Source organism: Kitasatospora sp. NPDC088742, assembly GCF_055584905.1.
Map to the genome: position 1 here is coordinate 457,006 of NZ_JBVJLD010000001.1, position 21,195 is coordinate 478,200.

Annotated in this window: 20 protein-coding genes; 8 read left to right on the top strand and 12 right to left on the bottom strand. The window is 73.3% G+C overall.

The features are described 5' to 3' along the window. The first annotated feature begins 69 nt into the window (after positions 1 to 69). Positions 70 to 3,141, top strand: a complete 3,072-nt coding sequence (locus tag ACZ6ZR_RS01935) for a hypothetical protein (RefSeq protein WP_465638349.1) — start codon at positions 70 to 72, stop codon at positions 3,139 to 3,141. A gap of 305 nt (positions 3,142 to 3,446) precedes the next feature. Beyond that, complete coding sequence (locus ACZ6ZR_RS01940) at positions 3,447 to 3,875, top strand: hypothetical protein (RefSeq protein WP_465638351.1); 429 nt, start codon at positions 3,447 to 3,449, stop codon at positions 3,873 to 3,875. A gap of 241 nt (positions 3,876 to 4,116) precedes the next feature. On the opposite strand, the gene ACZ6ZR_RS01945 is transcribed toward ACZ6ZR_RS01940, so the two are convergent. Next, a complete protein-coding gene (locus ACZ6ZR_RS01945) occupies positions 4,117 to 4,929 on the bottom strand; it encodes an exodeoxyribonuclease III (RefSeq protein WP_465638353.1) in 813 nt (270 codons plus the stop codon). 255 nt (positions 4,930 to 5,184) lie between these two features. On the opposite strand from ACZ6ZR_RS01945, the gene ACZ6ZR_RS01950 reads away from it, so the two are divergent. Then, positions 5,185 to 5,979 carry a GntR family transcriptional regulator gene (locus tag ACZ6ZR_RS01950; RefSeq protein WP_465638355.1) on the top strand — a complete coding sequence of 265 codons (795 nt, stop codon included), beginning with the start codon at positions 5,185 to 5,187 and terminating at the stop codon, positions 5,977 to 5,979. 246 nt (positions 5,980 to 6,225) lie between these two features. On the opposite strand, the gene ACZ6ZR_RS01955 is transcribed toward ACZ6ZR_RS01950, so the two are convergent. Both ACZ6ZR_RS01955 and ACZ6ZR_RS01960 read right to left on the bottom strand, forming a co-directional pair. Beyond that, positions 6,226 to 7,374 (bottom strand): ROK family protein, encoded by a 1,149-nt coding sequence (locus ACZ6ZR_RS01955; RefSeq protein WP_465638356.1) that lies wholly within the window; start codon positions 7,372 to 7,374, stop codon positions 6,226 to 6,228. A gap of 251 nt (positions 7,375 to 7,625) precedes the next feature. After that, positions 7,626 to 8,294, bottom strand: coding sequence for a class I SAM-dependent methyltransferase (locus ACZ6ZR_RS01960; protein ID WP_465638358.1), 669 nt, complete (start codon positions 8,292 to 8,294; stop codon positions 7,626 to 7,628). Positions 8,295 to 8,543: 249 nt separating this feature from the next. Between ACZ6ZR_RS01960 and ACZ6ZR_RS01965 the strand changes: the two genes are divergently transcribed. Further along, positions 8,544 to 8,999 (top strand): GNAT family N-acetyltransferase, encoded by a 456-nt coding sequence (locus ACZ6ZR_RS01965; RefSeq protein ID WP_465638360.1) that lies wholly within the window; start codon positions 8,544 to 8,546, stop codon positions 8,997 to 8,999. 7 nt (positions 9,000 to 9,006) lie between these two features. Here the strand turns inward: ACZ6ZR_RS01965 and ACZ6ZR_RS01970 are convergent, their stop codons facing one another. After that, complete coding sequence (locus ACZ6ZR_RS01970; protein ID WP_465638362.1) at positions 9,007 to 10,452, bottom strand: FAD-dependent monooxygenase; 1,446 nt, start codon at positions 10,450 to 10,452, stop codon at positions 9,007 to 9,009. A 147-nt stretch (positions 10,453 to 10,599) separates the two neighbouring features. Here ACZ6ZR_RS01970 and ACZ6ZR_RS01975 point away from each other — a divergent pair, with 147 nt between their 5' ends. Continuing rightward, a complete protein-coding gene (locus tag ACZ6ZR_RS01975; RefSeq protein WP_465638364.1) occupies positions 10,600 to 11,037 on the top strand; it encodes an excalibur calcium-binding protein in 438 nt (145 codons plus the stop codon). A gap of 70 nt (positions 11,038 to 11,107) precedes the next feature. Continuing rightward, the gene (locus tag ACZ6ZR_RS01980) at positions 11,108 to 11,797 is read left to right on the top strand and encodes a class F sortase (protein ID WP_465638366.1); all 690 of its coding nucleotides are present in this window, start codon (positions 11,108 to 11,110) and stop codon (positions 11,795 to 11,797) included. Positions 11,798 to 11,804: 7 nt separating this feature from the next. On the opposite strand, the gene ACZ6ZR_RS01985 is transcribed toward ACZ6ZR_RS01980, so the two are convergent. Then, positions 11,805 to 12,296, bottom strand: a complete 492-nt coding sequence (locus ACZ6ZR_RS01985) for an isochorismatase family protein (protein WP_465638368.1) — start codon at positions 12,294 to 12,296, stop codon at positions 11,805 to 11,807. 83 nt (positions 12,297 to 12,379) lie between these two features. On the opposite strand from ACZ6ZR_RS01985, the gene ACZ6ZR_RS01990 reads away from it, so the two are divergent. Then, the gene (locus tag ACZ6ZR_RS01990; RefSeq protein ID WP_465638370.1) at positions 12,380 to 12,706 is read left to right on the top strand and encodes a deoxyxylulose-5-phosphate synthase; all 327 of its coding nucleotides are present in this window, start codon (positions 12,380 to 12,382) and stop codon (positions 12,704 to 12,706) included. Between the two features lie 61 nt (positions 12,707 to 12,767). Here the strand turns inward: ACZ6ZR_RS01990 and ACZ6ZR_RS01995 are convergent, their stop codons facing one another. Continuing rightward, positions 12,768 to 12,845 carry a 50S ribosomal protein bL37 gene (locus tag ACZ6ZR_RS01995; protein ID WP_380149272.1) on the bottom strand — a complete coding sequence of 26 codons (78 nt, stop codon included), beginning with the start codon at positions 12,843 to 12,845 and terminating at the stop codon, positions 12,768 to 12,770. A 378-nt stretch (positions 12,846 to 13,223) separates the two neighbouring features. Between ACZ6ZR_RS01995 and ACZ6ZR_RS02000 the strand changes: the two genes are divergently transcribed. Continuing rightward, the gene (locus ACZ6ZR_RS02000) at positions 13,224 to 14,345 is read left to right on the top strand and encodes a hypothetical protein (protein ID WP_465638372.1); all 1,122 of its coding nucleotides are present in this window, start codon (positions 13,224 to 13,226) and stop codon (positions 14,343 to 14,345) included. Positions 14,346 to 14,374: 29 nt separating this feature from the next. On the opposite strand, the gene ACZ6ZR_RS02005 is transcribed toward ACZ6ZR_RS02000, so the two are convergent. From ACZ6ZR_RS02005 to bioB, 6 genes are all read right to left on the bottom strand, one after another. Beyond that, positions 14,375 to 15,526: an alpha/beta hydrolase family protein gene (locus tag ACZ6ZR_RS02005; protein ID WP_465638374.1), complete on the bottom strand. Its 1,152-nt coding sequence runs from the start codon at positions 15,524 to 15,526 to the stop codon at positions 14,375 to 14,377. A gap of 131 nt (positions 15,527 to 15,657) precedes the next feature. After that, positions 15,658 to 16,428: a hypothetical protein gene (locus ACZ6ZR_RS02010; RefSeq protein WP_465638376.1), complete on the bottom strand. Its 771-nt coding sequence runs from the start codon at positions 16,426 to 16,428 to the stop codon at positions 15,658 to 15,660. An 88-nt stretch (positions 16,429 to 16,516) separates the two neighbouring features. Continuing rightward, positions 16,517 to 17,833 carry a YncE family protein gene (locus tag ACZ6ZR_RS02015; protein ID WP_465638378.1) on the bottom strand — a complete coding sequence of 439 codons (1,317 nt, stop codon included), beginning with the start codon at positions 17,831 to 17,833 and terminating at the stop codon, positions 16,517 to 16,519. A 21-nt stretch (positions 17,834 to 17,854) separates the two neighbouring features. Continuing rightward, complete coding sequence (bioD, locus tag ACZ6ZR_RS02020; RefSeq protein ID WP_465638380.1) at positions 17,855 to 18,592, bottom strand: dethiobiotin synthase; 738 nt, start codon at positions 18,590 to 18,592, stop codon at positions 17,855 to 17,857. Positions 18,593 to 18,617: 25 nt separating this feature from the next. Next, positions 18,618 to 19,892 (bottom strand): adenosylmethionine--8-amino-7-oxononanoate transaminase, encoded by a 1,275-nt coding sequence (locus tag ACZ6ZR_RS02025; protein ID WP_465638382.1) that lies wholly within the window; start codon positions 19,890 to 19,892, stop codon positions 18,618 to 18,620. An 18-nt stretch (positions 19,893 to 19,910) separates the two neighbouring features. Then, complete coding sequence (gene bioB, locus ACZ6ZR_RS02030; protein WP_465638384.1) at positions 19,911 to 21,119, bottom strand: biotin synthase BioB; 1,209 nt, start codon at positions 21,117 to 21,119, stop codon at positions 19,911 to 19,913. Between the last annotated feature and the right edge of the window lie 76 nt (positions 21,120 to 21,195).

Consider the following 21,195-nt stretch of genomic DNA (forward strand, 5'->3'; position numbering starts at 1 on the left):
ACCGTGGGCAGTTGGTGCCGGGTGCCCTGCCGTGCCGCCCTCATCCATCCTCCGCAGACGGGATTCGTCATGACCACCGCCAGCCCAGGAACACCCAGCACCGTCCCGGCGCCCGCTACCGCTCCGGCACCTGCGGCCGCGCCGGCGACCGCGACCACCCCGGCGGGTACGGGTGCGTCGCCCGCGATCGAGGTGGACCGGGCGAGCCTGGACGGCGCGACGCCGAAGGATCTGCTGCCGACCACCGGGAACTACCCCACCGAGATCGTCCGGTACAGCTCGGTGGTGCTGACCGACATCCCGAACGCGAAGCCGGCCCGCAAGCTGACGGGTGCGATCGACCTCGGTGAGGAGAACCTGCCGTTCTACGACAAGCCGGCGGAGGGCATGATCGTCACGACGGAGCAGAGCTGGTCGGCTCAGGGCGTCACGCTCGGCCGCCTTCTGCACAGCCTCGCCCTCGCGCCCGGGGAGAGCACCAAGGTCGCGGTCGTCGACTGGCAGGGCACCACCAAGGCCACCGGTACCGAGAAGACCGCCGAGGCCGACACCCTTTCCTCCACCACCGACCAGAACCGCTCGATCAGCGAGCTCGCGAACGCGATCGCGCGCGAGGAGCAGCACGGGGACTCGCAGGGCTTCCAGCACAGCAAGTCCTCCAGTTCCGGCGGCAGTGCCGGCATCGCGTGGTTCGGCGCCGGCATCGGCGGGAACTGGAGCAATTCGTCGAACACGGGTTTCTCGAGCGCGGTGTCGCGCTCGACCGGGGTGAAGTCGGTGGCGGAGGAGGCGTCGCAGCGCATCAGCGCGCGGACCCAGCAGCTGGCGACGGCCGCGCGCAGCCGGAACATGACGGTGGTGCGTGAGACGTCGCAGGCGGAGAAGGACCAGGTGCTGACCCGGGTCGTGACCAACTACAACCACATGCACGCGATGTCGGTGCAGTACTACGAGGTCGTGCAGGTGTACAGCGTGACGACCAAGCCGACGAAGCTGGAACGCTGCCTGTTCATCCCGCTGCAGGAGCTGACCTTCACCTACTCCAGCCTCCAGCGGTACAAGGAGGTGCTCGCCTCGGTGGCCCCGGCCGAGTGGGCGGCGAGGATCCGGGCGGCGAACCCGTTCGAGACCGCCCAGCGCAAGCTCGACGCGCTCACCGCGCCCGAGGCGCTCCCGCTCCAGGCTTTCGACGGGGTGGACCTGGCCGACATCGCCGGCGGCCCGATGGGCGTGTACGGGATACGCAAGGCCGACAGCAGCCCGGTGCGGTTCGACCCGGTGGCCCGGCAGTGGAACCCGATGCCCACCAGCGGCCTGCCCAACGGCCTGAACCGCATCGTGCCGGGCAAGGACACCGTCTGGGGGCTGCGGGCCGACAAGACGGTCGTACGCTTCGACGGGACGACCTGGAAGGCCGACTCGGTGGGCTTCAAGGGGCTGAGCCTGGCTTGCGGCGGTGACGGCACCTTCTACATCGTCGGCGGCGACAACACGCTCTGGCAGCACCCCCAGAACGGCACCTGGCAGCCCCTCAACGTCCAGGCCGACGAGGTCGCCGCCGCCGGAAGCAAGGTCTGGTACAGCCGGCAGGGGAAGATCTACGAGCGCACCGGCGCCGGCTGGTCGGAACGGGCCACCGGGAGCCCGACCCGCCTGTTCGCCACCGCCGACGGGGCGCTCTGGGGCGTCTTCAAGAGCAACGACAACACGGCGACCCTCGTGCTGGAGCCCGGCGCGGCGTCCTGGGGCCAGTCCGCCAACCCCGTGCTCAGGACGGCCACGACAGGGACGGCAGCCGTCGTCTCGGCCGTCGGCGGGGACTACTGGCTCCTCAAGAACGACGGGACGATGACGCGATATCTCAACACGTCACGGGAGACCCCGGCGCCGTTCGACTTCCAGCCGAAGGCCGACTCTCCCTACGCCTCCAGGATCGACGTCTGGTACGACGACGCCGGGATCCGCAGCATCCAGGTGGTCTTCCCCGGCCAGACCGCCCGCTGCGGCGACACCGGCGGCTCCGGTGTCCTGCGCCAGGCCTCCTACACCTTCGGCGGCGCCGACAAGCTGATCTCCGTCGACGCCTGGTCCGGCACCGCCGCCCGCGGCAGCCTCGCCGGACTGCGCCTGACGATGACCTCCGGCGTGGCCAACTTCGGGATCGCCGAGACCACCACCACACCGCCCGACCTGACCGAGGACGCCGGCGGCGCCTCGGCCGTCTGCGGGCTGTTCGGCGCGACGGTGAAGACCGGCAGCCGCACCTACGTCTCCTCGCTCGGCTTCTACGTGCGCGGCGGCAACGTCTCGCAGGTGGTCCTGGACCACCTGAACGACAACCGCCGGCACTACAGCCAGGCCGTGTGGGCCAACGCCGACGAGCTCACCCTCAGCCGCATCCTCGCCAACTACTCCTACGCACCGGCGGGTTCGACCGCGCCCCCGGTCCTGCTCGGCACGGTGCTGGACCCGAAGCCGGTCGCCACGACCGGCAACTACCTCGGCTTCCGGTGGAACTTCACCAGCGAGCAGGAACGCGAGGCGTGGACCAACGCCCGCAAGGCGACCGCCACCGCCTACGGGACGCCGGTGACCAACACGGTCGCCATCGCCACCAAGGGCGTCTTCGCCGAAGCCGTCCTCGGCCGGGCCAACTCGGCCGAGAAGATCGACCTCACCCGGTTCTGGAACTGGAAGGACTCGCCGATCCAGATCACCCCGGCCGACATCGCCCCGGTCTCCACCGCCTCCCGCGCGCAGAACCTCGACACCAAGGTGGCCGCCCTGAGCCCCTCCGAGGCCAGGTACACGCCGATGACGGCGATGCCCGACCCGGTCGGGCTCCAGACGGCGCAGGCCATCGCCACCGCCAACCTGTTCCGCGACATGAGCGGCATCAACACCGTCAGCCAGGTGCTCACCAAGGGCATCGAAGCCGCCGCGAGCAACGACAAGGCCGCCGGCGAACGCGGCCAGGAAGCCCTGAAGACCGCCACCGAGCACCTGCAGAAGATGTCGCAGATCGCTGCCGACGCGGCCGCCAAGGCGATACCGGCCGTGGCCACCGGCGGTGCCAGCAACCTCAGCGCCCTCGGCGGCATGATGAACCAGGGCGGCAAGGACGGCGCGGACAAGAAGTAGCCCCGCCGCACCACCCGAAGAACCGCACCCGCGGCCCGCCCGACACGTTCGGCGCGGACCGCGGGTGCAGGCCGGGTCGCGGTGACTGCCGACCCACCAGCGATGATCAGATTCTGATTGTCGATGAGCGGAAACAGCCACCATCGTTCATCTGACCGTTCGTCAAGTGCCGTGAAACTAGCGTGATTCGACGGAGTCCGTCCGCTCGGCCGGGCTTCCGCATCCCGCAAGAGGCGGAAGACATGGCACCGACCACCCACTCCACCGCGATACGCCCGGGGAGCTGGAGAAGGCTGCGGCGAGTCGTGGCAGGATCAGCGGCCACCGCGCTCCTCGGCACCGCGGCCGCGGTGCTGCCGGTCGTTCCCGCGCACGCGGCCGGCCCCGCCTCGCTGCTCCACATCCCCTCCGGCTACGCCGACGTCCTGGGCGTCGACCCGGCCACCGGGGCGACGGTCACCACCCTCGCCAGCGGCGGGGCCTCGCCCTACACCAAGGACACCACCAAGCTCACCGCGAACCCGCTGCTGCTCTCCATCGCCCCCGGCCAGCTGAGCATCAACCTCAACCTGTCGGCCACCCTCACCGACAAGCCCGTCCCCGGCGCCACCGTCACTTTCAAGGTCGGCTCCACCACCGTGTGCACCGCCACCTGCACCGGCCCCTGCCCGGTCCTCACCGTCCTGCTCAACCTCGGCTACACCGCCACCGCCGGACTCATCCGCATCGGCTGACCCACCACACACCGCTGGAGGCCGCCACCGGGACTACCCGGTGGCGGCCTCCAGCGGTCCAGCGGGCCATCGGGAGGTCGCTACAAAAGAGACACCCTGGCCGTCCTCCTGGACGAGGCGACCCTGTCCGACGAGGCCAGGCGCGAGGGAATCACCGGGCCGGTCACAGACGTCGACCGCCGCCTGGTGGGGCCGGGCCTTCCCCCTGCGGCTCGCGGGCGCTCTCCGTCTTCCGCCAGTTCTACGGGAGTTGGCCGAGGTCGAAGACCGCTGTGACGGGGGCGTGGTCGGACCAGCGCTCGGCGTGGGAGGCGGCGCGTTCGACATAGGTCTGGGTGCAGGTGGCCGCGAGTTTCTGACTGGCCATCAGATAATCGATCCTCCAGCCGGAGTCGTTGTCGAAGGCGCGGCCGCGGTAGGACCACCAGGTGTAGGGGCCGGGCTGGTCGGGGTGGAAGGTGCGGACGACGTCGACGTAGCCGGCCTCGGTGAGGACGCGGGTGAGCCAGGCGCGCTCTTCGGGGAGGAAGCCGGCGCTCTTCTGGTTGGCCTTCCAGTTCTTGAGGTCGATCTCCTGGTGGGCGATGTTCCAGTCGCCGCAGACGACGACCTCGCGGCCTTCGGCCTCGGCGCGCTTGCGCAGGTCGGTGAGGTGGACGAGGAACTCCGCCATGAAGCGTTCCTTCTCGTCCTGCCGTTCGGTGCCGACTTCGCCGGAGGGGAGGTAGAGGCTCGCCACCGTGACACCCGGGAGGTCGATTTCGACATACCTGCCCGAATTGTCGAATTCGGCCGAGCCGAAACCGATCGCGGTGCGGGTCGGCTCCTGCCGGGAGAGGACGGCCACCCCGGCCCGGCCCTTGGCCGCGGCGGGGGCCCAGACCGCGTGCCAGCCGTCCAACTCGCGCAGCTCGGCCGGGAGTTGGCCGTGCTCGGAGCGGACCTCCTGGAAGCAGATCACGTCCGCCTGGGTGGCGGAGAGCCACTCCAGCAGGCCCTTCTTGGCGGCGGCCCGAATGCCGTTCACGTTCGCGGTAGTCACAACAAGAGTCACCGGGGAAGGGTATCCGGCCGCCCGGGTGGCGGGTGGAAGGCGGTGCGGTGACGGGTGCGCGTCGTGAACGCCCTGTGAAGTCTTGTCCGGGCCGGGTCAAGGGTGCGCATTGGTCTTGACCATCTCGGCGGGCAAGCCCTACTGTCACTTACTGCAAAGACCTTTAATAAAGAAGGACGGATAAAGCCCGCCCCTCCCACCTGCCAGAACACCGGGCGTGGGGCAGGCCCGGCGACCTTCAGGGCGGAGGACACGGTGGGTCAGAACCAGCTCACGGCAGTACCGGAGCCGAAGTACTGGCACCTGCGTACGGTCCTGGTGCGCACCATCGACTCGGAGTTCTCCACCGGTCAGGTGCTGCCCAACGAGCGGGAGCTCGCCGCCCGCTTCGGCGTGGCCAGGGCCACCCTGCGGCAGGCGCTCGACCAGCTGGAGCTGGAGGGCCGCCTGGTCCGCCGCCGCGGCATCGGCACCCTGATCGCCGCCCCCCGGGTCGGCGTCCCGGTCAGCCGCCGCGAGGAGGGCTGGCCCGGTGTGAGCCGCAGTCAGGCCTGGCGCGAGGTCGGTTGCGAGAGCGCCCCCGCCACCGCGCAGCTCGCGCTCTCGCTCGGGGTCGAGCCCGGGAGCCTGGTGCACACCGTCCGCCGGGTCCGCCTGGTGCAGGGCCGGGCGATGGCCACCGAGTCGCTGCACGTGCCGGACGCCGCGCTGCGGGCGCTGCCGCGGGTGGTCGGCGGGGCGGCCCAGGGTGAGGCGGAGCTGGCGCGGCTGGTGTTCCGTCAGTTGGAGCGCCTGGTGATCGACGGGGAGTCCCGCGCGGTCGAACTCGGCGTGGCCGAGGCCGAGGAGGCCGGCCTGCTGGAGCGCCCCCCGGGCACCCCGGTCCTGGTGGTCACCACCCAGTACGCCGCCGCCGGCCGCCTCGCCGCGCTCTCGGTCGCCACCTACCGTGCCGACACCTGCAAGCTCACCTTCGGCGAGACCGGCCTGGTCGAGGTCACCCCGGTCCAGGAGAAGCAGCCGGTCGGCGCGGCCGCCGCTGCTTCCTGACGGTCCTTCGGACCGCGCTCGGACCGCCCGGAGGGCGGTCAGGGGCGCGAGGCCCTGCTGACATGCGGCTCCGCCGCGTGGGCGCGAGTCGGAAGACATAGACCCGTGTGCCGGGTACGGAGGTTCACTTGCAAGTGAGCGTCCGTACCCGGCACACGGGTTTCGTTCTTCCGACTCGCGCCCACGCGGCGGAGCCGCATGTCAGCAGAGCCCCGCGCCCCTGACCGCCCTTCGGGCCGCGTAGGGTCAGCGGGGTGAGTCGACTGCGAAGAGTTGGTCTTCGACGTGGTCGAGGGCGACGCGGAGGGCGCCCATGGCGACCACCTCGGTGCCGAGGGCGGCGAGGGCCACGTCGGGGGCGCGGAGGCAGTAGAGGGCGAGCTGTTCGCGCAGGGGTTCCAGGACGTCGTCGAGGCCGGCCGCCCAGCCGCCGACCACCACGATCTCGGGGTCGAGGGCGAGGACCAGGGCGGCGACGTCGTGGACCAGGCGGCGCAGGAAGCGGTCCATGGCGACCATGGCGACCTCGTCGCCCTCGCGGGCCAGGCGCAGGACCCGGGCCACGGCCGCCTCGTCGAGGGGGTCGAGCGGCTTGCCGGTGGTGGAGAGCAGGCGCTCGGGGGTGGCCTCCTGGCCGAGCAGGTGGAGGGCGCCGATCTCGCCGGCCGCGCCGCCGAAGCCGCGGTGCAGCCGCCCGTCGATCAGGGAGCCCGCGCCCGGGCTCAGGCCGGCCATCACGAAGACCAGGTCGCCCTTGCCGACTGCCGCGCCCTGCCAGTGTTCGGCGATGGCGGCCAGGTTGGCGTCGTTCTCGATCATCACCGGGCAGCGGAACGAGCGCCGCAGCCGGGCGCCGAGGTCGAGCCCGGTCCAACCCGGCATCGCGGTGCCGAGTTTGACGTTCCCTTCGCGGTCGACGATGCCGGGGCTGCCGACCGCGACCGCCCAGAGGCTGTCCCGGGAGACCCCGGCCTTGCGGAGGACCTCGGCGACGGTGGCCCGCACCAGGGTGAGGCGCTCCTCCGGTTCGAGGGTCTCGACGGCGGGCTTGGCGTGGCTGCCGAGCACGGTGCCGGTGAGGTCGGCCAGGATGACCCGGATGTCGTGGACGCCGATCTCGATGCCCAGGATGTGCCCGGCCTCCGCGCGGAAGCGGAACCAGCGGGCGGGGCGGCCGCGCTGACGGCCCGTGTCCTGGGAGTGCTCGACCTCGGCGACCAAGCCGGCCTCGATCAGCCCCTCGATCACGCCCTCCACCGTCGGCCGGGAGAGCCCGGTGTCCCCGACCAGCTGGGTCAGGGTGACGGCCTGTCCGTCGCGCAGCGCCCGCAGGGTGACCGCGGCGTTGATCCGACGCAGCAGCGAGGAGTCCCCTCCGGTGAGCCGATCCGCCAAGTCGCTGCCTTCCGCCGTCTTGCGCGCGACAGCACCGGCGCGCGCAAAAAAAGGAGTACGCGGGCGGCACAGTTCGGGCCCCCACGGGTGTGCCCACCGGGCAGCGCGACACGGGGTACGGCGCCGGAGGGCGTGAGCCGGATGCTACTCGGAGCGACCCGGGCTCGCGAGCGTTTCCGCAGCTCATCACCGGTTCGGTATCGAAACGGTACGTAGCCCCCGCCGCCCGGCGGGGGAGCGGTGAGGAGCCGTCAGCCGTCGAGGCGCCAGACCGTGGTGGTCTTCACCTTGCTGTCCTCGAGGTCCGCCGCCGTCGGCACCGGGTAGACCGCCACCTCGGTGAAGGCGCCGCGCGGCAGGTACGCCCGCCCCGGGTCGCCGACCAGCACCAGCGCGCCGCGCGCCTGAGCCCGGGTCAGGAACGGCAGCACCCGGTCGGCCATCGCCCGCTCGTAGAAGACGTCCCCGGCGAGCACCACCTCGGCCGGTGCGCCGTCCCCGCCGAGCAGGTCCGCCAGGACGGCGTCCAGCTCCACCGCGTTGGCCTCGGCGTTGAGCGCGATCGCGGCCACCGCGTAGGCGTCGATCTCGGCCGCCGTCACGCTCGCGGCCCCGCGCAGGGCCGCCGCGACCGCGACCAGGCCCGAACCGGCCGCCAGGTCCAGCACCCGGCGGCCCGCCACCACCTCCGGGTGGTCCAGCACGTACCGGGCCACCGCCTGGCCGCCGGCCCACGCGAAACCCCAGAAGGGCGGCGGCAGGTCGGCCTGCCCCTTGCTCTCCTCGGTGTGCTCCCAGAGCGCGATGGCCGAGGCGGCCTGGTGCAGCAGCACCTCCGGCACGAACGGCACCGGGGCCAGCTCGGTCTGCTCCCGCACGAACCCCCGCAGGACCTGCTCGTCCGCCGTGGCCACACCCATGCTCCGCGCCTCCCTCTCACCCGTGCCCGGATCCTACGCCGGTGCCGCCACCGCACTGACCAGCTGCGGAACGCGCCCCGGCGGCCGGGTGTGCCAGACCCTACGGCATCTGACGCCCCGTCACGCGCCCGTCATCCGGCCGCAGCACGGACGCAGCGCGGCCGCCACACGGCAGCGGCACGCGGGCGGCCCGGTGGCCCGTCCCGGCAGGTGGAATTCGCTCGTCCGGGTGGGGCGGCGCTGGTAGACATGCCCGGCATGAGCGACCTACGACTGCGCCCCGCCAGCACCGACGAGATCCCCGAGCTGCTGGCCTTCTGGGCCAGGGCTGCGGAGGGCACCAGCATCACCGACGACCCCGAGGGGGTCGGGCGCCTGATCGCCCGTGACCCGGAGGCGCTGATCGTCGCCGAACGGGACGGCGCGGTGGTCGGCACCGTGATCGCGGGGTACGACGGCTGGCGCTGCCACCTCTACCGGCTCGCGGTGGACCCGGAGCTGCGGCGGCAGGGCATCGCCGCCGCGCTGCTGGCCGCGGTGGAGGAGCGGTTCGCGGCGTTCGGCGGCCGGCGGGCGGACGCGATGGTGCTGGACCACAACGAGCTCGCGCAGCACGCCTGGCGGGCGGCCGGCTACGGGCCCGAGCCGGTCTGGACCCGCTGGGTGAAGCCGCTGGGTGAAGCTGCTGGGGTGACGGTGGCCTGACAACGGGTCAGAGCCGCCGCAGGTAGTCGGTGACGAGGCCCGGTGCGTCGGCCGGGGCGGTCAGGGCGAGGTGGCCGTCCGGGCGGACCAGGACGTGGGCCGGGCCGCTGATGCCGTACGCCGCCCGGGCGGCCGGGTCGGTGACCGGGAGCGTGCGGACGGAGGGCGGCAGGCCGGGCGGGGCCGGGGCGTCGAAGCCGAGCAGGGTGAAGGAGTCGCCGGCGAGCAGCCGGTGCAGGGTGGTGCCCTCGGACGGGGCGTCAGGGGCGCGGTCTCCCGCGCGGACCGGGCCGTCGAGGTGGTCTGCGGAGAGGCTGCTCGCGCGGTGCCCGACGGCCAGCCCCGTGAGGTCCGCGACACCGGCCGCCTCCACCCCGACCCCGGGGGTGCGGATGCCGTCGAGCACGGCGGCCATCCCCGCCCCGCTGGCCTCCAGGGTCCACGCGGCGACCGGCAGCCGCTCCTCCTGGTAGGTGTCCAGCAGGGCGGGGGAGGCGAGGCCGCGCAGGACGTGGCCCAGCTTCCAGGAGAGGTTCCAGGCGTCCTGGATGCCGGTGTTCATGCCGAGGCCGCCCGCCGTGGGGTGGACGTGCGCGGCGTCCCCGGCCAGGAACACCCTGTTCTCCCGGTAGCGTTCGGCCATCCGCAGGTTGACCCGCCAGCTGGAGAGCCAGCCGACCTCGGTGAGCCGGACGTCCGCCCGGCCGGTGCGGTCCCTGACGAGCCGTCGGAAGCCCTCGGGGGAGGGCGGGACGGGCCGTCCGCCGGCGTCGGTCTCCGGGCTCGCCTGGAGCTGCCAGACCGGGCTGTCCCGGAACGGACAGAGCATCAGCGCCCCGGCCGCGCCGAACCACTGGTACCAGGCGTCCGGCTCCAGCCCCGTCAGCCGCACGTCCCCGACCACCATGGCCGGCTCCGGGTCGCCCTCGCCGACGAACGGCACGCCGAGCAGCCGCCGGACGGTGGAGCGACCGCCGTCGCAGCCGGCCAGGTGCGCCGCGCGCAGCCGCCGCCCGTCGGCCAGCTCCGCCGTCACGCCGTCGCGGTCCTGGGTGAGCCCGGTCAGCTCGCTGCCCTGCTCGACCACGACCCCGTGGCGCGCGAGCGCCTCGCGCAGCAGCTCCTCCACCCGGGGCTGCGGCAGCCAGAGCGGGGTCGGGAACGGCGTGCCGGCCGGCACCGGCCGGCCGTCGAAGGGGTCGCCCTCCGCCACGAACTCCCCGTCGAAGTACTTGCGGAACGGCAGCCGGGTGAAGCCGGAGTCCGTCAGCACCCCGTCCAGCCCGAGGTCGGCGAGGATCTCACGGCTGCGCTGGTTGAGCGTCTTGCCGCGCGAACCGGTGGGTGGAGAAGGGGACTTGTCGATGATCCGGACCCGGACGCCCTGCCGGGCCAGCCCGCAGGCGAGGGTCAGTCCGGTCGGCCCGGCGCCGACCACCAGGACGGAGGTCATCGGCTCTCCTCTCGGCTCTCGTCCCGGCGCGGCGGATGCGCGCCCCGGCGTGCGCTCCCACCAGCGGCGGAGCGCAACTGGTGGTCATGGTCAGGATACGTACGGTGAGACTCAGGAGAAGTCGCCCTACCTACAGGAGTACGTGACATGCGCACAGGTACCTTCGCCGGAGCCGCCGTTCTGCTTGCGGCGAGCGTCTTGCCGCTCGCCGGGGTGGCCCACGCCCAGGACCTCGACTGCAAGGACTTCAAGACGCAACAGGAGGCTCAGGCCGAGTTCGACCGTCGGGCCGGGGATCCCAACCGGCTGGACCGCGACAAGGACCTGAAGGCCTGTGAGGACCTCCCCAGCGGGACCGCTGCCGCTGCTGTCGGCGGGAGTGCCGCCGTGCCGGGCGGGACCCCGCCCCCGGTGACCGGCCCGTCGCCGGCCGTGCCGATGCCGCACGGCGGGGTGAGAGCGGGCACCGGTCCGTCGCGGACCGGCGGTTCCACGACGCTCGCGGTCACCCTCGGCGCCGGGTCCGTGCTGGCCGCCGGCGGCGCACTGGCGCTGCGCCGCCGCCAGGCCGGGCAGCCGCGCTGACGTTTCGTCGGTTCGGGCCGGTGCGGCGTCTTCCCGTCGCACCGGCCCGTACAGAGAGGAGGTGAGCCCGATGGCCACCGCCTTGGGAGGCGGACGCCGGGCCGCGCGACGGGCCGGGCGGCGCCGCAGGTTGCCGGGGGTGCTCGCGCTGGCCTCGGCGTTGTTGGCGCTGGGTGCGTGGGGGGTGGGGCTGGGCACGCCGTCCGCGCTGCCGCCGGTGCCCGAGGTGCCCGGGGCGGTGCCGGTGCCGGCCGTGGTGGTGCCGGTGGCGCCGGCGGTGCCGGGGGTGGTGCACGGGATGGGCCGGTCGGTGCCGCGGCGGCTGCGCATCCCGGCGTTGGAGGTGGACGTCCCGCTGGTCGAGCTGGCCCTCGGCGCGGACGGTTCGCTCCAGCCGCCCGCCTCCGAGGAGACCGCGCTGGCCGGCTGGTACGCGGCCGGGACCAGCCCGGGCGAGACCGGCACCGCGCTGCTCGCCGGGCACGTCGACACCGGGCGCGGCCCCGCCGCGCTGTACCGGCTGGCCACCCTGACGCCCGGTCAGGCCGTCCTGGTGGACCGGACGGACGGTGCCACGGCCCGCTTCGTGGTGGACGTGGTCGCCAACCACCCCCGCGACGCCTTCCCCAGCGACCGGGTCTACGCCCCGGCCCCCCGGCCCGAGCTGCGGGTGATCACCTGCGGCGGCCGCTACGACCGGGCCCACGGCGGCTACCAGGACAACACCGTGGTCTACGCCCACCTGGAGCAGCAGCCCTGACGGACGGTCACCCGGTGAAGTCGGCGGTGTGCCGGACCTCGCCGAAGCGGGGGAAGACCCGGCCGACCGCGAACTCGTGCTCGTCGGCCGCGAAGCCCGACATGGCGTCCGCGACGAACTCCACCTCGTAGCCCAGATCGCTCGCGGCCCGCGCCGTCGACTCCACGCCCATGGTGGTCACCAGTCCGCCCAACACCACGGTGTCCACGCCGAGTTCGCGCAGCCGCTCGTCCAGGCCGGTGCCCTGGAAGGCACCCACGGTCCGCTTCACCACGGTGACGTCCCCGGGGAGCACCAGCCCCTCGGCGAAGCCGCTCCCGGGCGGCTGCTCGGCCACTCCGGGACGGTCCACCCGCACCAGCACCACCGGCCGGCCCTGCGCGCGGAACGCCTCCGCGAGGCGCCGGCAGCGGGCCAGCACCTCCTCGCCGTCGTACGGCGCGAGCGGGAGGGCGACGATCCGGGGCATCAGGTCGATCAGGACCAGGGCGCTGTTCACGGGCCGAGCATAGGTGAACCCCCGCGCGGAGGCGGCGGGAAATTCCGTCGAACGGAACGGGGATCGGACCTAGGCTCCGGGGCATGGCGCACGCGAAGACCAGCTATGTCTGCCTGCCCTGCCGGGCCTCCTACAAGCAGCCCTACGACCGCACGCGCAACCGCGCCTGCCCGCGCTGCGCCGAGCCGCTGATCCACGTCGGCTCGGCCTTCGCCGCGCCCCGCCGCCGCGACACCGCCGCCTGGCGGACCCTCTCGGTGCTGCTGAACGCGGGCATCGGCTTCCACAAGTCCTGCTGCGGCGGCCCCGGTTACCGCCCCCGCACCCTCCACGAGGTCCGCGCGCGCCTCACCCACGCCCGCCGCACCGGCCGCCCGCCGGCCGAGGTGCTGGTGCGGTACGGGATCTGACGCGGACCGGCCGTGCCGCCCTTCGAGGGGGTGGCACGGCCGGTCCGGGTTCAGAGCAAGGTCAGCACTGGGGCCGCTTGCCGTGGTTGGCGCCGTGCTTGCGGCGGGCCTTCTTCTTGCGGCGTCGCTTGGATGACATCGCGTCTGCTCCTCTCGCTGCGGTCTGCCGGTTCTCCGTTCAACCTCGCACGGGCGGCGGTGGTCGGCGAGGCGGTGGCGCTGTGCGGGTGACGGGGTGTGAGCGGAGGGGGACCGCCCGGTTCCGGCCAGGTGGTGAGGGGGAGGTGGGGAAGAAGAGTGGGTGGTGTGGCGTGGATGTGCGAAGGGTGGGGGAGCCGGGGCGGGCGGGGCTGCGGAGGACTGCCCGGGCGGAGCGGAGAACGGCCGACAAGCGACCGGCCGGGGCATGCCAGAGGTCTAGGCCAACGGGGGCCCTGCTCCTAGGGTGTGACGCACCGTCAGCCGGGCCCGGGTGTCGACGGAGACCGTCCACCGCCACCACCCAAGGGGTATCCGCATGTCCGTACGCCTGTCGCCACGCCCGTCGCTGCGCCTGTTCTCACGCGTGGTCAGATCCGCGCTGCTCGCCCTGAGCGTGCTCGCCGCGCTCGTCGCCGCCACCCTGCCCACCGCCGGGCCGGCCGCGGCCGCCGTGCCGGACCGCTACGGCTTCGCCTTCCTCGACAACCCGGCCCCGCCGCCCGCCTACGTCCCGGACACCACCCGCCAGTGGGGCAGCTGGCCCTCCCCGGGGGCCAACCCGGTCAAGGTGGACCAGACCGGCGTCGGCCAGTACGCGGTGCACTTCCCGCTGATCGCGGGCCCGGGCGGGATCGCCCACGCCACCGCCGTCGGCCGCACCGGCTACTGGTGCCAGGTCAAGGGCTGGGGCCCGGTCGGGACCGGTCTCGACGTGGTGGTCGGCTGCTACAAGCCCGGCGGCGCGCCGGTGAACTCGCTGTTCACCGTGCTCTACACCACCAGCAGCGGCGTCCCCGCCCCGGCTGGCGGCGGTTACGGCTACACCTACTCGCAGCCCACCGGCGCGGTGATCACCCAGTACAACTCCTCCGGCGGGGTCAACGCCGTCAGCCACGGCTCCACCGGCATCTGGAAGGCCTGGCTGCCCGGCCTCGGCGCGGCGAGCCAGCTCGGCAACTTCCAGGTGACGGCGGTGGACGGTGTCCAGGGCGCCCGCTGCAAGGTGGCCGACTGGTACCCGTCCGCGAGCGGTCAGACCGCGATCGTCGCCTGCTTCGACGCGGCCAACAACCCGTACGACACCCGGTGGACGCTCAGCTACTCGGTCAAGCGCGCCGTGCACGGTCCGGCCTTCCCGCCCAAGTACTTCGGCCACCTCTGGTACAACGGCGGCGTCCCGGCGGCCACCAACTTCAACTCCGTCGGCGCGGTCAACTCCCTCGCGGGCTCGGTCCCGTACTCCGTGACCATGCCCTCGGTGGCCGTCGTCCCGGACACCTCGCACACCACCGCCTACGGCCCCGGCCCGGACTACTGCGGCGAGGCCATGCCGTGGAACCGCAGCGGCAGCACCGTGACGCTCTACCCGATCTGCTTCAACGGCGGCGGCAGCCCGGTGACGGGGCGGTTCTTCACCGCTTACACCTCCGCGTTCTGACGGATCGCCGGCGGAACCCGCCCGGGCGCTCAGGGGGTGTGGAAGAGCACCTCCGGGGCGTCCGGGCGGGGGCCGTCGAGCACGGGCTGCGGGCGGCCCTTCAGGTGGAGGTCGAGGAAGGCGCCGACGTAGCGCCTGGTCAGCTCCACCGAGCGGGCACCGGAGAGCGGGAAGTCCGGGTCGGGGAGACCGAGTTGGTCACCGAGGGCCGGGTAGTCGGTGAAGGTGAAGTGGCCCGAGCCGGTGAAGGTGATCCAGCGCTTCCAGCCGGTGAAGCTGCTCCAGTCCCGGTCCCAGCTGGCCTCGTGGCCGGGCGTGCTCTCGGCGGCGCCGAGCAGCAGGAACGGCCGGTCGCCGGTCGCGGCCGGGGTCATCAGCGAGCCGTCCATGTCCACCCCGGCCCTGATCCGCGGGTCGGCTGCCATGGTGGAGGCGGCCGAGGCGCCGCCGATCGAGTGGCCGGCCATCGCGATCCGCCCGCGGTCGATCATTCCGGCGTGGCGCCAGGCGGGGTGACGGCCGGTCAGGCGGTCCAGCAGGAAGGAGACGTCCTTCGCCCGGCCGTCGGTCACCTTGTCGTAGCCGACGGTCTCCGCCTGCTCGCAGGCCAGGCACTCCGGCAGCCGGCCGCCTGGGAAGGCGGTGCCGACGCTCTCGTACGCGTGGTCCACCAGGGCGACCAGGTAGCCGCGCGAGGTGAGGTCCTCGGCGAGTGAGCCGAGGGTGGCCCGGTGCACACCGAAGCCGGGCGAGAGCACCACCAGTGGGTACGTCCCGCCCAGCGGCCGGGCGTCCGTCCGGGCCGCCGTCCTGGTGGCCGCGACCACGGCCGGGTCGACGGTGTCCTGGAGGCCCCGGGAGGCCAGCAGGCGGCGAGCCTCATCCACCTGCAGGTATTGGGCCGGGCGGCCGGTGCCCGGGCGGGCCGGGTAGTACATCGAGACCATCAGCTCGCGCGGGCCGGACTTCGCCCACTGGTCCACCCGGCTGTGGTCGACCAGGTGGAGCACCTCCTTGCCGACGCCCAACGGGCCGGTGGGGCGCGGCAGTTCGAGCTGGATCCGGGCGGGCTTGGTGGCCGTGGCGGAGGGTGCGGGGGCGGCCGAGGCGGTGGCGGCCAGCGGCAGCGGGAGCGCCAGGGCGAGGAGCAGGACGGAGGCGGCGGTGAGACGTCGGTTCATGCCTTCGAACCTAGGCGCCACGCCCTGACGGTTCGTCAACTCGCCGGACGACCACGCTCATCCGCCCGGAGGACACCCCGTCTCCACCCACGGTCTGACGGCGCGGACGAGGAGTCCTCCGACGGTACCGGTCAGACGGCGAGCGCCTCGGCGAGCGGGTCCGCCAGGTCGGGCGGCAGGAGCTGGTCGGACCCGGGCGGCTCGACCTGGAAGGGGTCGTCGAACGCGCTCAACTCCCAGCGGTCGCCGGTCCCGGACCACGAGATCACCAGCGGCGCGTAGTCCCTGGCGGCGAGCTGGACGGACGTGGTCCTGCCGTCGAGGGTGTGGGTGTAGCTGACGGTGGGCACCCCGCCGATCTCCCCGGCCGGCCCCGGTACCGGCCGGTCGGTGTCGAGCTCCTCCGCGACCATGTCCTGCATCGACGCCAGGTCGCACAGGTCGATGATCCGCTTGAGCTTCTTGTTCCCGGCCGGAACCTCGATGTACCGCGCGAGCAGCCCGCGTGCCACCGCCCGCTCCTGCTCGGTCTTCGCCAGTCGGGCGGCCAGCGCGTCGGTGAACTTCTGATCCAGCTTCACCCAGAGTCGGCCGCCCCGGCCCAGCAGCTCGAAGGAGCCCTGGTCGAACGTCACCCCGCCCCGGCACCGGCCGTCCGTGCCGACCGTGACGTCCACCCCGATCCGGTCGCCGGCCGTGCCCACCTTCCCCTGGAAGCGGAACGCCGTCTTGAACCGCAGGATGTCCATCGCCCCGTCGACGAGATGGTCCTCGCGAACCTCGTCGGTCGGGTTGTCCGAAGCAGCCGAGGGCTGCGGCGCCGGGGTCTCGGCGGTGCAGGACGTGACGGCGAGGAGGGCCAGCCCGGCCAGGACGGTGCGGGCGGGGAGCGAACGGATCAATGCGGTTCCTTGCTCGGAGGCGGTCGGTGTGCGACTGCATCATCGGGCATCGGAGCGCACGGGTGCGAACGGAATTTCGAACGGTCCGTCAGTTGATCCGCCAGCGGTGCAGGGCGCCGTCGACCAGGGCGGCCAACTCGCCCGCGTGGCGGTCGTGGTGGGTGGGGTGGAAGCCGGGGACGGTGGCCAGGCGGGCGCCGTCGGCGGGGTCCCAGACGGTGAGGCCTTCGGGGGTGGCGGCGTAGAGGAGGCCGTCGGCGGCGAAGTAGGGGCCTTCGGGGCCGGCGAAGGCGGTGAGGCGGATGGGGGTGCTGTGGGGGCCGGTGAGGTCGTCGACGTGCAGGACCAGGGCACCGGGAAGGATCCACTCGCTGTCGTCGCCGAGGCCGCCGAGGGCGAGCCGGTCGCCGTCCAGCCAGACCATCGAGCGGTTCCAGAAGTAGTCGGGCTGGAAGGGGTTGTGCAGGGTCGGGCCGTCCTCTCCCTCGTAGGGGTTCTCGGTCAGCCAGCGGTGCAGGCTCCAGAGCGAGGGGGCGCCGACGGGCTGCCAGATCCAGCCGTCGTCGGCGATCCGGCGGCCGTCCGGGCTGAGGTGCAGGGCGCCGTGGAAGTAGTCGAGCTTGCGCTCGTCGTCGGGCTCACGGGCCGTCAGGAGGGTGCCGTCGGCGGGGTCGGAGACGTCGAGACGGTTCCAGTCGGTGCGGTGGACCAGCAGCGTGCGGCCCTCGCGCTCGGTGAAGGCGAGCGAGAAGGGGACGGTGTAGGTCTTGTAGGTGCCGCCCGACAGCGTCATGGTGACGGCGCCGGTGGTGAGGTCGAGGACTTGGCCGAGGGACTCGCCGTCCACGTGGTCCTGGACCACGGCGGCGTACCGGCCGTCCGCACTGGCGTGCAGCCGGAGCACGGGCTCCGCCGCGCCCCACGGTTCCGCGTCCGGCGGGAGGGTGAGGGTGGAGCGGGCGAGCTCCTGCCAGGCGTCCTCGCCCGGGTGCCAGCGGACCACGGAGCCGTCCCCGCACAGCAGCAGCCAGCCGCCGGCCGTACCGCCGGGCGCGAGGTCGGTGACCGGGCCGAGCGGGGCGGGCAGCGGGGAGAGCGTGACGGTGGGGTCGGTCGGGCGCAGGCGTTCGACCGGGCCCGGGTGGCCGCGGGTGCCGAGCAGGCCGAGGGTGGCGGCGTCGACGCAGGTTGCGCAGCGTGGGGTGACGCGGACCGTCGGGCCGGTGTTCGTCCACGGGGCGCAGTCCTGGCAGAGCCTGGCCTGCTCGGCGCCCTCGCCGGTGAACTGGACGTACTGGTACTGCGGCTCGGCCGATGTGAGCAGGTGCTCGCAGACCGGGACCGGGGCTGACGCCGGGTCATGGCCGCATGCGGGCAGGGCCGCTCTCCCCCGTGGATGGTTCACGGGGGAGAGTAGAGCACGGGCTCAGGCGTGATCGGCAGCGAATTTCGCGCTGTCCCAGACGCCGCCGAGGGCGGGCGCGAGGGCGGACTTGGCGAGGGTGGCGAAGGACGGGGAGTCCGGGGCGCCGTGGGGGAGGGCGCCGAGGAGGGGGGCTCCGGCGGCGGTGGGGAGGTCGGCGAGGTTGCAGCGGGTGGCGAGGTCCGGTTCGGTGGGCCAGCTGCCGATGACCACGCCGAGGGCGGAGAGACCCCGGGCGCGCAGGGCCTCGGCGGTGAGGGTGGTGGTGTTGAGGGTGCCGAGCCCGGCGGTGGCGACCAGCAGGACGCGGACCTCCAGGCCGAGCGCGGCGGTGGCCAGCGCCATGTCGGGGAGGGTCTCCCCGGCCGGGTTGTAGCGGACCAGCAGGCCGCCCGCGCCCTCGACCAGCACCAGGTCGTGGTCGTCGGCCAGCGCGGCGGCCTCGGCGGCGGCCTCGGCGGCGGTCAGCGGCGGCAGGCCGGAGCGCCGTGCGGCGGTCTCGGGGGCCAGCGGCTCGGGGTAGCGGGCGAGTTCACGGAGCGTCACGTGCGGGCCGGCCAGCCGGCCGACCTCGGCCGCGTCGCCCGGCTCGTCCGGGGCGACGCCGGTCTGACCGGGCTTCAGCACCGCCACCGAGGGGGCGAGCGCCGCCACGGCGGCGGTGACGGCGGTCTTGCCGACCTCGGTGCCGGTGCCGGTGACGAACAGGACGGTGCCGGGGCGGTTCTGACGGGTGTTCACAGGAGCCTCAGGGGGTCATGGGGGGTCAACCGGCGGTGGCGGCTGCGGTCACGGCGGCCGTGATCCGGGCCAGCTCCGCGTCGGAGGTGACGTACGGGGGCATGGTGTAGACGAGGTCGCGGAACGGCCGCAGCCAGACGCCCTCGCGGGCGGCGGCTTCGGTGGCGGCGCGCATGTCGACCGGGTGGTCGAGCTGGACGACGCCGATCGCGCCGAGCACCCGGACGTCGCGGACGCCGGGGACGGCGGTGGCTTCGGCGAGGCCCTCGCGCAGGCCGGTCTCCAGGCGCTTGACCTCGGTGCGCCAGTCCTGGGCGAGCAGCAGCTCGATCGAGGCGTTGGCGACGGCGGAGGCCAACGGGTTGCCCATGAAGGTCGGGCCGTGGGCGAGCACCGGGACCTCGCCGCGGCTGATCCCGTCGGCGACCCGGGAGGTGCACAGGGTGGCGGCCATCGAGAGGTAACCGCCCGTCAGGGCCTTGCCGAGGCAGAGCACGTCGGGGGAGACGCCCGCGTGGTCGGCGGCGAAGAGCTCGCCGGTGCGGCCGAAGCCGGTGGCGATCTCGTCGAAGACCAGCAGCACGTCGTGGCGGTCGCAGACCTCGCGGAGGGTGCGCAGGTACTCGGGGGAGTGGAAGCGCATGCCGCCCGCGCCCTGCACCACCGGTTCGACGATCACCGCGGCCAGCGTGTCGGCGTGCTCGGCGACCGCCTGCTCCAGCTGGTCCGCGTAGGCCTGCTCGAACTCCACCGGCGGCTGCGGGACGAAGAGCTGACCCGGCAGCACCCCGCCCCAGAGCGAGTGCATCCCGCCCTCGGGGTCGCAGACCGACATGGGGTGGAAGGTGTCGCCGTGGTAGCCGCCGCGCCAGGTCAGCAGGCGCTGCTTGGCGGGGCGGCCGACGGAGCGCCAGTACTGCAGGCACATCTTCATCGCGACCTCGACCGCGACCGAGCCCGAGTCCGAGAGGAACACGTGCCGCAGCGGCTCCGGGGTGATCTCCACCAGCCGGGAGGCCAGCCGGACGGCCGGCTCGTGGGTGAGCCCGCCGAACATCACGTGGCTCATCCGGCCGAGCTGGTCGGTCACCGCGGCGTCCAGCACCGGGTGCCGGTAGCCGTGGATCGCGGCCCACCAGGAGGACATGCCGTCGATCAGCTCGTGGTGCCCGGCCACCGGTTCGGCCATCCGGAGCCGGACCCCGGCGGCGGACTCCACCACGTAGGGGGTGGAGGTGCCGGGCATCGGGCCGTACGGGTGCCAGACGTGGGCGCGGTCGAGGTCGAGGAGGTTCTGCATGCGATGAAGGGTCAATTCCTAGGCGTTGGGCGCCAGTTCGGTGCCGGCGCCGCGGCGGCGGACCCGGACCAGGTCGGGCTGGGCCTCGTCGTTGGCGGGTGTGGCGGCCTGGGCCGGGACAGCGGCGGTGTGCCCGCCGCAGGGGCCGCAGCCGCCGCCGGTGCCGCAGCCGTGGGCCTCGTCGGTACCGGTACCGGTACCGCAGCCACCGGCCGCGACCTCGGAGCGGTGGCGCGGCAGGGTGGCCTCGCCGGCGCCCTCCACCACGAAGCCCGCGTCGGCGATCATGTCGAGGTCGGCCTGCCCGGCCTGGCCCTCGCTGGTGAGGTAGTCGCCGAGGAAGATCGAGTTGGCGATGTGCAGGCCGAGCGGCTGCATCGAGCGCAGGTGCACCTCGCGGCCGCCGGCGATCCGGACCTCGACGTCGGGGCAGACGAAGCGGACCATGGCGAGGATGCGCAGGCAGCGCTGCGGGGTGAGGTTCCACTCCTTGGCCAGCGGGGTGCCCTCGAAGGGGATCAGGAAGTTGACCGGCACCGAGTCGGAGCCGATCTCGCGCAGCGCGAAGACCACGTCCACCAGGTCCTCGTCGCTCTCGCCCATCCCGGCGATCAGGCCGGAGCAGGCGGAGAGGCCGGCGCCGTGCGCCTTCTGGACGGTGTCCACCCGGTCCGCGTAGGTGTGGGTGGTGGTGATGTCCCCGTAGGTGGCCTCGGAGGTGTTGAGGTTGTGGTTGTAGGCGTCGGCCCCGGCCGCCTTCAGGCGCTCGGCCTGGTTGTCGGAGAGCAGGCCCAGACAGGCGCAGACCTCGACGGCCTCGTTGGAGTCCTTGATGGCGGCGATGGTGTCGGCGACCCGGTCGATGTCACGGTCCGTCGGGCCGCGGCCGCTGGCCACCAGGCAGACCCGCTTGGCGCCGCCGGCCAGTCCGGCGGCGGCCGCCTCGGCCGCCTGCTCGGGCTTGAGCCAGGTGTACTTGAGGATCTCCGCCTTGGAGCCGAGCCGCTGGGAGCAGTAGTTGCAGTCCTCGGGGCAGAGGCCGCTCTTGAGGTTCACCAGGTAGTTGAGCTTGACCCGCCGGCCGAACCACTGGCGGCGCACCCGCCCGGCGGCCGCGACCACGTCCAGCAACTCGTCGTCGGTGGTGGCGAGTACGGCCAGTGCCTCCTCCCGGGTGGGGAGTTCCCGGCGCAGGCCCTTGGCGGTGAGGGTGTCGAGCAGATCCATGGCCTTGATCCTGCCCGGGTGACGACGCGTCGCGCCAGAGGGAACCCACCAAGAACAGGGCCTCGGAGGTGTGCGA

Excerpts from the sequence above, each read along its gene's own strand:
- ACZ6ZR_RS02005 (WP_465638374.1), bottom strand. The coding sequence starts at position 15,526 with ATGAACCGACGTCTCACCGCCGCCTCCGTCCTGCTCCTCGCCCTGGCG.
- ACZ6ZR_RS01970 (WP_465638362.1), bottom strand. The coding sequence starts at position 10,452 with ATGACCTCCGTCCTGGTGGTCGGCGCCGGGCCGACCGGACTGACCCTC.
- ACZ6ZR_RS01975 (WP_465638364.1), top strand. The coding sequence starts at position 10,600 with ATGCGCACAGGTACCTTCGCCGGAGCCGCCGTTCTGCTTGCGGCGAGC.
- ACZ6ZR_RS02000 (WP_465638372.1), top strand. The coding sequence starts at position 13,224 with ATGTCCGTACGCCTGTCGCCACGCCCGTCGCTGCGCCTGTTCTCACGC.
- ACZ6ZR_RS02025 (WP_465638382.1), bottom strand. The coding sequence starts at position 19,892 with ATGCAGAACCTCCTCGACCTCGACCGCGCCCACGTCTGGCACCCGTAC.
- ACZ6ZR_RS01960 (WP_465638358.1), bottom strand. The coding sequence starts at position 8,294 with ATGGGTGTGGCCACGGCGGACGAGCAGGTCCTGCGGGGGTTCGTGCGG.
- ACZ6ZR_RS01935 (WP_465638349.1), top strand. The coding sequence starts at position 70 with ATGACCACCGCCAGCCCAGGAACACCCAGCACCGTCCCGGCGCCCGCT.
- bioB (WP_465638384.1), bottom strand. The coding sequence starts at position 21,119 with ATGGATCTGCTCGACACCCTCACCGCCAAGGGCCTGCGCCGGGAACTC.
- ACZ6ZR_RS01965 (WP_465638360.1), top strand. The coding sequence starts at position 8,544 with ATGCCCGGCATGAGCGACCTACGACTGCGCCCCGCCAGCACCGACGAG.
- ACZ6ZR_RS01980 (WP_465638366.1), top strand. The coding sequence starts at position 11,108 with ATGGCCACCGCCTTGGGAGGCGGACGCCGGGCCGCGCGACGGGCCGGG.
- ACZ6ZR_RS01990 (WP_465638370.1), top strand. The coding sequence starts at position 12,380 with ATGGCGCACGCGAAGACCAGCTATGTCTGCCTGCCCTGCCGGGCCTCC.
- ACZ6ZR_RS01995 (WP_380149272.1), bottom strand. The coding sequence starts at position 12,845 with ATGTCATCCAAGCGACGCCGCAAGAAGAAGGCCCGCCGCAAGCACGGC.